The organism is Streptomyces sp. XY431, assembly GCF_001279805.1.
Classification (GTDB): domain Bacteria; phylum Actinomycetota; class Actinomycetes; order Streptomycetales; family Streptomycetaceae; genus Kitasatospora; species Kitasatospora purpeofusca.
In genome coordinates this window covers 1-12994 of the sequence record NZ_LGDO01000380.1, presented here as the reverse complement: position 1 = coordinate 12994, position 12994 = coordinate 1, and the positions used below count along the sequence as shown (strand labels likewise).

At 73.0% G+C, this 12994-nt stretch carries 9 protein-coding genes; 6 read left to right on the top strand and 3 right to left on the bottom strand.

Annotation, left to right across the window (positions count from 1 at the left end):
- Nucleotides 1–51 precede the first annotated feature (51 nt).
- The 3 genes from ADK60_RS26765 to ADK60_RS26755 all read left to right on the top strand — a co-directional run bounded on the left by ADK60_RS26765 (nucleotide 52) and on the right by ADK60_RS26755 (nucleotide 6395).
- Entirely contained in the window at nucleotides 52–3018 is a 2967-nt protein-coding gene (locus ADK60_RS26765) for an AfsR/SARP family transcriptional regulator (RefSeq protein WP_053649361.1), read from the top strand.
- Between the two features lie 648 nt (nucleotides 3019–3666).
- Nucleotides 3667–4395, top strand: coding sequence for a class I SAM-dependent methyltransferase (locus ADK60_RS26760; protein WP_045940777.1), 729 nt, complete (start codon nucleotides 3667–3669; stop codon nucleotides 4393–4395).
- A gap of 110 nt (nucleotides 4396–4505) precedes the next feature.
- Entirely contained in the window at nucleotides 4506–6395 is a 1890-nt protein-coding gene (locus ADK60_RS26755; protein ID WP_078896620.1) for a SpoIIE family protein phosphatase, read from the top strand.
- An 81-nt stretch (nucleotides 6396–6476) separates the two neighbouring features.
- Here the strand turns inward: ADK60_RS26755 and ADK60_RS26750 are convergent, their stop codons facing one another.
- The gene (locus tag ADK60_RS26750) at nucleotides 6477–8675 is read right to left on the bottom strand and encodes an MMPL family transporter (protein WP_053649360.1); all 2199 of its coding nucleotides are present in this window, start codon (nucleotides 8673–8675) and stop codon (nucleotides 6477–6479) included.
- A 160-nt stretch (nucleotides 8676–8835) separates the two neighbouring features.
- Between ADK60_RS26750 and ADK60_RS26745 the strand changes: the two genes are divergently transcribed.
- Nucleotides 8836–9459, top strand: coding sequence for a TetR/AcrR family transcriptional regulator (locus ADK60_RS26745; protein WP_053649358.1), 624 nt, complete (start codon nucleotides 8836–8838; stop codon nucleotides 9457–9459).
- A 69-nt stretch (nucleotides 9460–9528) separates the two neighbouring features.
- On the opposite strand, the gene ADK60_RS26740 is transcribed toward ADK60_RS26745, so the two are convergent.
- Nucleotides 9529–10482, bottom strand: a complete 954-nt coding sequence (locus tag ADK60_RS26740) for a LysR substrate-binding domain-containing protein (RefSeq protein ID WP_107084205.1) — start codon at nucleotides 10480–10482, stop codon at nucleotides 9529–9531.
- Between the two features lie 193 nt (nucleotides 10483–10675).
- Here ADK60_RS26740 and ADK60_RS26735 point away from each other — a divergent pair, with 193 nt between their 5' ends.
- Both ADK60_RS26735 and ADK60_RS26730 read left to right on the top strand, forming a co-directional pair.
- Nucleotides 10676–11227, top strand: coding sequence for a peroxiredoxin (locus ADK60_RS26735; RefSeq protein ID WP_030397082.1), 552 nt, complete (start codon nucleotides 10676–10678; stop codon nucleotides 11225–11227).
- 3 nt (nucleotides 11228–11230) lie between these two features.
- Complete coding sequence (locus ADK60_RS26730; RefSeq protein ID WP_045940772.1) at nucleotides 11231–11773, top strand: alkyl hydroperoxide reductase; 543 nt, start codon at nucleotides 11231–11233, stop codon at nucleotides 11771–11773.
- 71 nt (nucleotides 11774–11844) lie between these two features.
- Here ADK60_RS26730 and ADK60_RS26725 read toward each other — a convergent pair.
- A partial coding sequence (locus ADK60_RS26725) for an AI-2E family transporter (protein ID WP_053649355.1) occupies nucleotides 11845–12994 on the bottom strand: 1150 nt, incomplete at its 5' end.

Genomic DNA, 12994 nt, shown 5'->3' with positions numbered 1-12994 from the left:
AACCGCCGAGCGCCCTACCGGGAAATCGACACCAGGCCATCGGGGGACTACATGGAGTTTCGGGAGACGCCGCCTGCTCCGGCGCTGCGCTTCCAGGTACTCGGTCCGGTCCAGGCCTGGCTCGACGGCAGGCAACTCGCCCTCGGCTCCCCGCAGCAGCAGGCCGTCCTGACCATGCTCCTGCTCCACGCCGGACGCCCGGTCACCACCCAGGACCTCGTCGACGGACTCTGGGGCGACCGGCCGCCCACCCAGGCCGTCGCGGCACTGCGCACCTATGTCTCCCGGCTGCGCACGGTCATCGAGCCCCGCCGCGAGGTGCGCCGACCCGCCGAGTTCCTGGTCTCGGTCGCCGACGGCTACGCCCTGCACATCCCGGCCGAAGCCCTCGACGTCATCGTCTTCGAGAACCTCGCCGTCGAGGCCGCGACCGCCCGCGGCGCCGGGGACCTGGACAACGCCCACCACCTGCTGGTCCGCTCGCTGGCACTGTTCGCCGGCCGACCGCTCACCGGCATCCCCGGGCCGTACGCGGACTCCCAGCGACAGCGGCTCGCCGAGCGCCAGGTGTCGGTGGCCGAGGAACGCTGCGCGGTCGCGCTCGACATCGGCCTGCACGCCGAGGTGGTCGGCGAGCTGAACGCGCTCACCGCCGAACACCCGCTGCGCGAGCGGCTGCGCGAACTGCTGATGCTCGCGCTGTACCGCTGCGGCCGGCAGGCGGAGGCGCTCGGCGTCTACACCGACACCCGGAAGCTGCTGATCGACGAACTGGGCGTCGAGCCGGGCACCGGCCTCTCCGCGATGCACTCCCGGATCCTCGCCGCGGACCCGGCGCTGGTGCTCCCGGCAGTCCCCGCGCCGACGCTCACCGCCCGGGAGGAGAACCCGGCGCCCCCGCCGGCCCCGGCCCAACTTCCGGCCGACGTGTCCGACTTCAGCGGCCGGGCGGAGATGGTGGCAGACCTCTCGGCCGTCCTGATGAGCGCCACCGGCCAGGCCGTGGTGGTCACTTCGCTGGCCGGCATCGGCGGCGTCGGCAAGACGACCCTCGCCGTGCACGTCGCCCATCGGGTCCGTACTGAGTTCCCGGACGGGCAGCTCTACGTCGACCTCCGCGGCGCGGGCGCCTCACCGGCCGATCCCGCCATGGTGCTCGGCGACTTCCTGCACGCGCTCGGCGTCACCGAGAACCCCGACTCGCTGGAGCAGCGCGCCGCCCTCTACCGGTCGCTGCTCGCCAGCCGACGGATGCTGATCCTGCTCGACAACGCCCAGGACGCCGAGCAGATCCGCCCGCTGATCCCCGGGGTCTCCAGCTGCGCGGTGCTCGCCACCAGCCGCTCCCGGCTGGCCGGCATCCCCGGCGCGCACCTGGTGGACGTCGAGGAGCTGACCTCGGAGGAGGCACTGGCGCTCTTCTCCACGATCGTCGGCGAGCAGCGGGTCGCCGCCGAGCCCGAAGCCGCCATGGCCGTGGTGACCGCCTGCGGCTTCCTGCCGCTGGCGGTCCGCATCGCCGCCGCCCGGCTCGCCAGCCGCCCCCGGTGGAGCGTCTCGGACCTGGCCCGTCGGTTAGCCGATCAACGGCGGCGCCTGGACGAGCTCCAGCTCGGCAATCTCGCCGTGGAGACCACCATCGGGCTCGGGTACGGACAGCTGTCCCCCACCGAGGCCCGGGCCTTTCGCCTGCTCGCGCTGATCGACTCGCCCGACTTCCCACTGGCCGCGGCCGCCGCGCTGCTGGGCACCGACGAGCGGACGGCCGAGGATGTCGCCGAGGCGCTCGTCGAGGCGAACATGCTGGAGTGCTTCACTCCGGGTCGCTACCGGTACCACGACCTGCTGCGGCTCTACGCCCAGCGCCAGAACGAACGGGTCGGCGACACGGAGCAGCAGCACTCCGCGGTGCGGCGACTGCTGAACCTGCTGCTGCCCACCATGTACAACGCCGCCCGGGCGATCGAACCCGACGACCAACTGCCCGAGCCGCTGAGTCCGCCGGACGGCCCCGGAATGCCCCTGCCGACGAGCGACGCAGCCCGGGAGTGGCTCCGGTCCGAGAACGCCGTCCTGCTCAGCTCGGTGGAGACCGCAGTCTGCGGTCCGAGCGAGCTGCGACGGCCCGCAGTGGACCTGTTGATCCTGCTGTACAGCCTCGGCGCCGACCCCACCCAGGGCCCCCGGGTCCGCTCGATCCTGGAAGTGGCGGACCGCAATGCCCAGGTGACCGACGACACCGCCGGACTCGCGCGGGTGCATTTCGCGATCGGTACCCTGCAGTCCGTCACCAACGACTTCCAGGGCGCCGAGCGCTCCCTCCGACGGAGCCTGGAGTTCCAGACGAGCGGCGACATGACGGTCCTTCGCTCCGCCGCCACCAACACCCTCGGCATCATCCTCAGCATCGGCAACCGCCCCGCCGAGGCCCTCCCGTTCTTCGAACAGGCACTCGCGATCAGCCGGGTGGTCGGCGCGCCGATCGGCGAGGCCAGGCTCATCAGCAACATCGCCCGCGTCCAGCAACGACTGGGGATGACCGAGGTCGCCGTCAGCTCCGCCAGTGAGGCGGTGGCGGCCGCGCGGGCGTCCAAGAACGGGCCGTGCCTGGCCGACACGCTCTACCAGCTCGGCGTCGTCCTCGCTTCCGGCGAGGCGGTCGACCATCTGCGGGAAGCACACAAGCTGTACCAGGCCCAGCAGAACCCGCTCTGGGAGGGCTACACCCTCGCCCGGCTCTCCTCCTCGCTGCTCGCCGCCGGCCAGCAGGCCGAGGCGGCGGAGACGGCCGAGGAGTCACTGGCGATCGGTCTGGAGATGGACTCCGCCTACTGCCAGGGCCTGGCGAACGCCGCACTGGGCGAGGCGTTGCTCGGCCTCGCCCAGCCGGCACGCGGACTGGCGTGCCTGCGCGAGGCGCACGCCGTCTTCACGCGGCTCGGTGTGCCCGAGGCCTCCCCCGTGGCGGACCTCATCTCCCAGCAGCACACCGAGCCCTTCCCTCCCCCCGCGCCGTAGGACCCCGTTCCCCCGTACTTCCCCCCTGGGGTCCTCCCCCGTGAGCGTTCGGTGCTCCCGCAGCCCCCCGGCTGCGGGAGCACCTTCAACGCTTCCCCGGCGCTGGACTCCACTGTGCACCGCGCCGATTGACGTTCGATAAACGTCGGACCGTCAGCCTGCGGATCGACAGAACCGCAGGTCAGCGGGGTCGAAGCCGCTCGCCGTACGGCGTGCGCGCCCCGGACGCACCCCCTCCGCCCACGCCCCGTGCTTCCGGGGAGGGGGGTGCCGTCGGCCAACCGCCACGAGTTGGCCGAAAACGGACCCCATGGCGGAGTGATCACGCATATTCTCGGATTCCAGTACACACACAAGTGCACTTCTCCGGTGGAGCATCCGGCAAAAGGCAGCGCGGCGGCGCTCCCGCAGTGCAGAGTGTCCCTGTGCAAAGAGTCTGTGCAAAGTGTCAGAGTGCAGTCAGCGTGGCAATGCAGTCAGTGTGACGCGGGGAGCGTGACGTACCGCCACCGGCAGCGGGCCGGCGGGGCAGCGCGAGCGCCGGGAGGAGACGGCGGTCCTGCCTCGCGCCTCGCCCAGCCGACCGGAGGCCCGGCCGAAAGGTGCCTCTCAATCGTGACGACCGGACAGATATCGGATCCGTTCCCCATCGACGAGGACGCGGGCGGCGGTCCCGACGTCCTGAGCCGCCGGGCCGCGCGCGCCCTTCAGGCGGTCGCCTTCGACACGATCGGCACCGGATACGCGGAGGCGTTCCCCTCCAAACACGGCCAGCTGGCCTGCGGGCGCCGGCTGCTGGCCCGGCTGGAGCCGGGCGCCGCGGTCCTGGACGTCGGCTGCGGCAGCGGCGAACCCACCGTCCGCCAGCTGGTCGCGGCCGGGATGCGGGTCACCGCCGTCGACCTGTCGGACGTCATGCTGACCCTGGCCCGGGAGGCCCACCACCCCGGCCCGCACCCGCCGGCCCTGCACCGCATCGACATGTACGACCTCGCGACCGAACGCGCCGACTCGGCCTGGAACCTGCCGGAGCTCGGGCCCGCCGGGCGGGGCACCTTCGACGCCGTCACCGCCTTCTTCTCGCTGATCCTCCTCCCCCAGGACGAGATCCCGACCGTGCTGGCCCGGCTGCGCGCCCTGCTGCGGCCCGGCGGACTGCTGGCGCTGGGTATGGTCGAGGCGGACCTGGACCACGTTCCGCTGCCCTTCCTCGGGCGGGAGCTGCGGATCAGCGGGTACCTGCGGGAGGATCTCGAACGGGTCCTGCTGGACGCCGGGTTCGTGATCGAGGAGCAGGAGGGGCGTCCGTACGCGCCGGCCAGCACCACGCTTCCGCCGGAGGAGCAGCTCTTCCTCCGCTGTCGGCGGGTCGGCTGACGGCCGGTCGACACCCGCCGGACCCCGGCGGCGCCGGCGGACCGGAGCACGACCGCACACCCCAGAGCAGCAACAGGCCCCCGACCGTACCGATCCCAGGACAGGCACCCGTGCGCGACCAGCTCAAACCCGAGGCCGGACAGCCGCCTGCCCTGCCCATCCCGCGCCGACCGCCGTCACCCCCGCCACCGCCGGACCCGGCCGGGTCCCAGCAGCCGCCGGAGCAGCAGGCCCAGCAGCCCCGGCCGCCGGACCGGGTCGCCGAGCGCCTCGCCTACCTCGACTCCGCGACCCGGCGGATCAACAGCGCGCTCGACCTGGCCGCCACCCTGCGCAACGTCGGCCGGGTACTGGTCCCCGCCCTGGCCGACGCCGCCGTCGTCCATCTGCGCGACCCGCTGCCCAACGTCGAACGCGAGCCCGGCTTCCCCGAGCAACTGCGGATCCACCACAGCCAGGGCACCCGGCTGGGCCGGCGCGGCCGCCCGGCCGGCGACGACCAGCGCGACCGCTACGGGGACCGCTACGGCAGCCGGTACGGCGCGCGTTCCACCGCCGACCCCGGCCCGGCCACCCCGGTCACCCGCGGCGGCGCGCTCGCCCACACCCTGCTCAGCCGGCGCCCCGCCGAACCGGTCGTGCTCGGCTCCGCCGAGGACAGCGGCAGCGCCCGCACCACCGAGCTGCTGCGCGAGCTGTACGGCCCCCGGGGCCTGGCCAGGCTCAGCCCGGGCACCTCGGTGCTCGCCCTGCCGCTGCGCGGCCGCAAGGCCGTGCTCGGACTGCTGGTGCTGATCCGGCGCCCGGAGGAGAAGAGCGGCCGGCCCGGCTTCGACGCCACCGACACCGCGACCGCCACCCACCTCGCCACCCAGGCCGGGCTGGCCGTAGACACCGCACTGCGGTACGCCCGCGAGTGGGAGATAGCCAACGAGCTCCAGCGCAGCATGCTGCCGCTGCGCCTGCCCCAGCCGCACGGCGTCCGGCTCGCCCAGCGCTACCTGCCCGGGGAGCGCGGCGCCCAGGTCGGCGGCGACTGGTACGACGCGGTGCCGCTGCCCGGCAACCGGGTGGCGCTGATCGTCGGCGACGTGATGGGCCACTCGCTCACCTCGGCCGCCATCATGGGCCAGCTGCGCACCAGCGCGCAGACCCTGGCCGCCCTCGACCTGCCACCGCACGAGGTGCTCTACCACCTGGACGAGCAGGCCCAGCGGCTGGGCCGCGAACAGCACCTGGCGACCTGCGTCTACGCCGTCTACGACCCGATCGCCAACCGGGTGGTGCTCGCCAACGCCGGGCACGTGCCGCCGGTGCTCGTCCAACCGGACGGCACGGCCGAGCTGCTCGACCTGGAGGCGGGGGCGCCGATCGGCGTCGGCGGGGTGGACTTCTCCTCCGTCGAACTGCCCGCGCCGCCGGGATCGGCCCTGCTGCTGTTCACCGACGGTCTGGTGGAGACCCGCAGCCGGCCGCTCAGCGACGGTCTCGAACTGCTCCGCGCCCGGCTCTCGGGCACCCTGCGGCACGCGCCCGAGCACCTCTGCCAGGAGGCGCTGCGGATCCTGCCGCCGGGGGACCGGGGTGACGACATCGCCCTGCTGGCCGCCTGCTTCGACGGCATCCCGGCCGGGGACGTCGCGCACTGGTACCTCCAGCCGCGCAACGAGACACCGGGGCGGGCCCGTCGGCTGGCCGCGCACACCCTGCGCCGCTGGGGGCTGGAGGAACTCACCGAGGCGACCGAGCTGATGGTCAGCGAGCTGGTCACCAACGCCGTCCAGCACGCCACCCGCCCGGTGACGCTGAGCCTGGTCCGCACCACCCGGCTGCGCTGCGAGGTCGGGGACGACAGCCCGCTGCTGCCCCGGCCGCGCCGGACCGGGCCGGAGGACGAGCGCGGACGGGGCCTGCAGATCGTGGCCCGGTGCGCCGAACGCTGGGGCGCGACCCGGCTGGGCACCGGCAAGGTGGTCTGGTTCGAGCAGCGGCTGCCGTAGTACGCGCGGCCGAGCAGAGGGGCTGCCCCCGGCGCGGTGTGCCGGGGGCAGCCCCTCTGCTCTGCTCGGGTCGGGCCCGGCTCAGACCCGCTCGGGCAGCTTGGCCCCCGGCTCGGCGGCGGCCGCGCCGGGCGCCGGCTCCAGCCGGGCCATCAGCTGCTCGCCCTCCATGTCCACCCGCGGCACCACCTTGTCCAGGCTCTTCGGGAACCACCAGGCCGCCCGCCCGAACAGCGCCATCGCGGCCGGCACCAGCGCCATCCGCACCACGAAGGCGTCCACCAGCACGCCCACCGCGAGCGCGAAGCCGATCGGCTGGACGATCGGGTCGTGGCCGAAGACGAACGAGCCGAACACCGCAACCATGATCAGCGCGGCCGCCGTGACCACCCGGGCACCGTTCTTCACCCCGGCCACCACCGCCTCGCGCGGCTCCATGCCGTGCACGTGGTGCTCCTTCATCCCCGAGACCAGGAACAGCTCGTAGTCCATCGCGAGCCCGAACAGCACGCCGATCAGCAGGATCGGCACAAAGCTGACCACCGGGCCGACCTTGGGCACGTCGATCAGGCCGTCCAGCCAGCCCCACTGGTAGACCGCGACGACGGCGCCGAGCGAGGCCGTGATGGAGAGCAGGAAGCCGGCCACCGCCTTCAGCGGCACCAGGATCGAGCGGAAGGCCAGCGCCAGCAGCACCAGCGCGATGCCCACGATCACCGCGACGAACGGCGGCAGCGCGTCGCTCAGCTTGGCGGAGACGTCGATGTTGGCGGCCGTGGTGCCGGTGACGTCGATCCGCGCGCCGGTCTCCGCCCGGAGGGCGTCGCGCTGGTCGCGGATGTCGGTGACCAGCTGCCGGGTGTCCGCGTGGTCCGGGCCGGTCTTCGGGATGACCGGGACCAGCGCGGTGCGGCTCGGCCCGTCCAACTGCGGCGGGAGCAGCGTCTGGACGCCCGGCAGCGCGCCGAGCCGCCCGGCCACGCCCTGGACCGCCTGCTCCGGCTGCGCCGCCCCGGCGGCGTCGACCACCACGACCAGCGGCGCGTTGAAACCGGGGCCGAAGCTGTGGTCGACGAGGTCGTACGCGGTGCGGGCGTCGGTGCCCTTGGCCTGCGAACCGCCGCCCGGCAGGCCGAGGGTGAGGCTCGCGGCCGGCACGGCGAGCGCGACCAGGGCGGTGAGGCCCACCAGCAGCACGGCGAGCGGACGGCGTACCACGAAGCCCGCCCAGCGCTCGCCGAGCGTCGTGCGCCCGGTGGTCCGGCGCCGCCGGACCGGCAGCCGGTCGATGCCCCGGCCGGCGAAGCCGAGCACGGCGGGCAGCAGGGTGATCGCCACCAGTACCGCGACCACCACGGCCGCGGAGGCGGCCAGGCCCATCACGGTCAGGAACGGCACCCCGGCAACGGCCAGCCCGGCCAGGGCGGCGACGACGGTGAGGCCGGCGAACACCACCGCGCTGCCGGCGGTCGCGTTGGCGCGGGCGGCGGCCTCCTCCGGCTCCAGGCCCTCGGCGAGGTGGCGCCGGTGCCGGGAGACGATGAACAGGGCGTAGTCGATGCCGACCGCCAGGCCGACCATCAGCGCCAGCACGGGCGCGGTCGAGATGACCTCGAAGGAGCCGGCCACGGTGAACACCCCGGCCATCGCGATCCCGACCCCGACCAGCGCGGTGAGCAGCGGGAGCCCGGCCGCGACCAGCGACCCCAGGGTGACCACCAGGACCAGCCCGGCCACGATCAGACCGATCACCTCGCCGCCGTCGACCTGGGCCATCTTGTTGTAGGCGTCGCCGCCGAAGGCCACCGTGACGCCGGCCGCGCGGGCCGGGTCGGCCGCCGCCCTGACCGCGTCGCGCTGCTGGTCGGTGATGTCGCCGAGCTTGCTGTCGAAGGAGACCAGGCCGAGCGCGACCGTGCCGTCCGGGGAGAGAGCGCCGGTGGCGTAAGGGTCGGGGATGCCCGCGACACCGGGGACGGCGGCGATCCGGGCGACCGCCTCTCCGACGGCCCGGGCGTTCCCGGGGGCCGCGATGCCGCCGGCCGCGTCGCTGCGGAAGACCACCTGGGCGGAGCCGTGGCCCTGCGCCGGGAAGGTGTCCTTGATCCGGTCCAGGGTGGCCTGGGCCTCGGTCCCGGGGACCTTGAACTCCTCGGTGGTCTTGCCGCCGAAGGCCGCGGCCCCGCCGCCGATCGCGATCAGCAGGGCGAGCCAGACGGCGAGGACGGTTCTCCTCCGACGGAAGCAGAGGCGGCCCAGGCGGTACAGGTACGTGGCCATGCGTGCACCTTCGATCGGGTCGTTCGGGCAGGCGGGAGTGCGGTGATCGGTCGTCCTCCTCACCGTACGCGCAACTTTGTCGCATGACAAAGTCGAGTGACGCGAACGTTCGACGAGATCATTCGATCCGGTTGTCCGAACATGGCGATACCCTGGCCCAATGGCTCATGTCCCGGCCGCCGAGCGGCGCCCCCAACTGATCCAGGCCGCGATCGACCTGATGGCCCGCGAGGGGATCGCCGCGGGCAGCACCCGCGCGATCGCGGCGGAGCTGGGCGTGGCACAGGCGACGGTGCACTACACCTTCGGCACCAAGAAGGACCTCTACCGGGCCGTCGTCGAACAGCTGACCGCCGAGTTCATCGGCCAGGTCCGGGCCTCGGCCCCCGCCGAGGGCCCGTTCGGCGAGCAGGTCCGGACGATGGTCCACGCCCTCTGGGACAGCGCCGTCGGCGAGGACGGCAAATGCGCGCTGATCACCGAGTTCTCCGCGATGGCGCTGCGCGACCCGGACCTGCAGGAGACCATGCGGGCGCTCCAGCACGAGATCGAGGACACCGCCGCCGCGCTGCTCACCGGGCTCGCCGCCGCGCACGGACTGACGCTGCCGCTGCCCGCCCGGGAGGTCGCGGTGTACTTCCTGGCCGGCTTCAACGGCCTGAGCGACCGCTACCTGGTCCTCAAGGCCGCCGGCGAGGACCCCGAGGCGGAGTCCCGCCGGGCGCTCGACCTGCTCGTCGCCACCACCGTCGGCCTCTGCCTCGGCACGCCCGCGCGGACCTGAACGGCGCCGCGTCCGCACGGTCCTGACTGCTCGCCGAGGACGGGCGGCCCCGATGCGCCCCCGGCCCCGTCAGGACTGGACGATCCGGACCGGCAGCTCGGCCAGCACCTCCCGCAGCGAGGCCGCGAAACGGTCGTACTCGCCGCTGCGGGCCGAGCCCGGCCGGGCGGCGAGCCCGATCCGGCGGCCCGGCGCGGGCGCGGCGAAGCGGACGGCGGCCAGCCGGTCGGCACGCCCCGCCTCGACGTCCAGCGCGGTGGCGGGCAGCAGGGTCACCCCGAGACCGCCGGCCACCAGTTGCACCAGGGTGGACAGGCCGGCCGCCCTGGTGGTCGAGCCGCCGGGGTCGGCGCCGACCTCGCGGCAGATGTCGAGGGCCTGGTCGCGCAGGCAGTGGCCCTCCTCCAACAGCAGCACGTCCAGGTCGAGCAGCACGTCGCGGGCCACGTCCACCTGCCCGGCCAGCTCGTGCTCGGGCGGGGTGACCAGGACGAAGTCCTCGTCGAACAGCGGGATGTCCCGGGTCGGCGAGGCGCCGCCGGCCGGCAGCGCGAGCAGCAGGACGTCCAGCCGCCCGGCGGCCAGGCCCTCCAGCAGCGAGGGCGTCCGCTCCTCGTGGACGTGCAGCTCCAGCTCCGGGTAGCGGTCGCGGACCAGCCGCAGCACGGTCGGCAGCAGGTACGGGGCGACGGTCGGGATGACGCCCAGGTGCAGCGGCCCGGTGAAGGGCCGGCGGGCGGCGTCCACCTCCTCGGTGAGCGCCTGCACGGAGGCGAGCACCCGGCGCGCGTGCTCCAGCACACGCTCACCCAGTGGAGTGATCATGACCCGTCGCGTCGTACGCTCGACCAGCTGCGCGCCCAGCGACTCCTCCAGCGCCGCGACCGCCCCGGAGAGGGCCGGCTGGCTCGTACCGGTGGCCGCCGCGGCCTCCCGGAAGTGCCGGTGCTCGGCCACCGCGACGAAAGCCCTGAGCTGGGCGACCGTCGGCGTCCGGGGGCTGCGCGAGGTGGCGTTCCCCACAGTGGCATCGGGTTTACGGGCGATGGCCCTGCGACGGACGGGGCGGGAGGGGGGTGTGGGGCTGTTGATAACTCTCTCCGATCAATCACATCGAGTGTAGCTATTTCCCTGATCAGTCCACGATGTGGAATGGTGGAGACCGTTCCGCAAAACGGACAAACTCCCCTCAGTCTCAACTTCAGGAGAAGCGAACGTGCTCACGATCGGTGACAAGTTCCCCGAGTTCGAACTCAACGCCTGCGTCGACCTGGACGCCGCGAACGCCTTCGCCGAGATCAACCACAAGTCCTACGAGGGCAAGTGGAAGATCGTCTTCTTCTGGCCGATGGACTTCACCTTCGTCTGCCCGACCGAGATCGCCGCGTTCGGCAAGCTGAACGACGAGTTCGCCGACCGCGACGCCCAGATCCTCGGCGTCTCCGGCGACTCCGAGTTCGTGCACCACGCCTGGCGCAAGGACCACAAGGACCTCCGCGACCTGCCGTTCCCGATGCTGGCCGACGTCAAGCACGACCTGATGCGCGCCTGCGGCGTCGAGGCCGCGGACGGCACCGCCCAGCGCGCCGTCTTCATCGTCGACCCGAACAACGAGATCCAGTTCGTCATGGTGACCGCCGGCTCCGTCGGCCGTAACCCGAAGGAGGTCCTGCGGGTGCTGGACGCCCTGCAGACCGACGAGCTGTGCCCCTGCAACTGGACCAAGGGCGAGGACACCCTCGACGCCCAGGCCCTGCTGGCCGGCTGACCCATGGCCCTCGACGACCTGAAGTCCGCCCTCCCGGACTACGCCAAGGACCTCAAGCTCAACCTGGGCTCGGTCATCGGCAACTCCGACCTCCCCGCCCAGCAGCTGTGGGGCACCGTGCTCTCCTGCGCGATGGCCACCCGCAGCCCCGCCGTGCTGCGCGAGCTGGAGCCCGAGGCCAAGGCCAACCTCTCCCCGGAGGCGTACAACGCCGCCAAGGGCGCGGCCGCGGTCATGGGGATGAACAACGTCTACTACCGGACGCTGCACCTGCTCTCCGACAAGGAGTACAGCAGCATGCGGGCCGGTCTGCGGATGAACATCATCGGCACTCCCGGCGTCGAGAAGGTCGACTTCGAGCTCTGGTGCTTCGCGGTCTCCGCGATCAACGGCTGCGGCCAGTGCCTCGACTCGCACGAGGCCGTCCTCCGCAAGGCCGGCGTCGACCGCGAGGTCGTCCAGGCCTCGATGAAGATCGCCGCCGTCCTCCAGGCCGTGGCCGGAGTCCTCGACTCCGAGGCCGCCCTGGCCGGCATCAACGCCTGACCCGGCACCATCACGAAAGGGCCCCTCGCCCCGGACTCCGGTCCGTGGGCGAGGGGCCCTTTCGTGGTTGGTCAGGGGGTGGGGGAATGGGGGCGGGTGGCGGCCTCGCGGGCTGCTTCGAGGGCGGTGAAGACGGCCTGGCCGGCCTCGTTGCGGCGGCGGAGGTGGGTGACCACGGTGTTGGTGACCGCGATCAGGGGGACGGCGACGATGGCGCCGCCGATGCCGCCGATGATCGATCCCGCGGCCACGCCGAGGACGACGCCGAGCGGGTGGACCCGGACGGCGCGGCCGAGGATCAGCGGCTGGAGGACATGGCCCTCGATCTGCTGGACGGCGATCAGGACCACCAGCACCATCAACGCCGTCCACGGTGTCGTGGTGACGAGCGCGATCAGGACCGCGACGGTGCCGGTGACCAGCGCGCCGACCAGCGGGACGAAGGCGCCGAGGAAGATGATCACGGCGAGCGGCAGCGCCATCGGCACGCCGAGCAGCTGGATCCCGACGCCGATGCAGACCGCGTCGATGAACGCCACGCAGACGGTGCCGCGGACGTAGGCGGTGAGCGTGGCCCAGGCCTTGGGGCCCGCGCCGGCCATCGCGTACCGGGAGTGCCTGGGCAGGCCGCGCAGCGCCCAGTTCCAGATCCGCTCGCCGTCGTAGAGCAGGAAGAAGGTGGTGAAGAACGCCAGCAGCACGGCGGTCAGCACCTCGACCGCGATCTGCGCGCCGGTGATGCTGGCGGAGGTGATCTGCTCGCTGTTGGTGCTGATCGCCTTGGTGATCTGGTTGGCGAAGTCGGTGATCTGCTGCTCGGTCAGGTGCAGCGGCCCGGTGATCAGCCAGTCCCGCAGCTGGTCGACACCGGCCTTGACCTTGCTGGTGACGGTCTCCAGGTTGGTGGTCACCTGCCAGACCACGAACCAGCCGACCAGCCCGATGCCCGCCAGGCCGCTCATGAACACTCCGCCGGCGGCCAGTGAGCGCGGGACCCCGTGCCGGCGCAGCCAGGAGACGGTGGGCTCCAGCAGCGCGGAGATCAGCAGCGAGGCGAGCACCGCGAAGGCGACCAGCCGCAGCATGTCGACGATGTAGAAGACGACGTAGAGCGCGGCGCCGAGCAGCAGCAGCCGCCAGGTGGACTCGGCGGCGACCCGCAGGCCCCACGGCACCGCCTCGGCGGGGGTGGCGGGCCGGCCGAAGTGGCCGTGCGGGGGC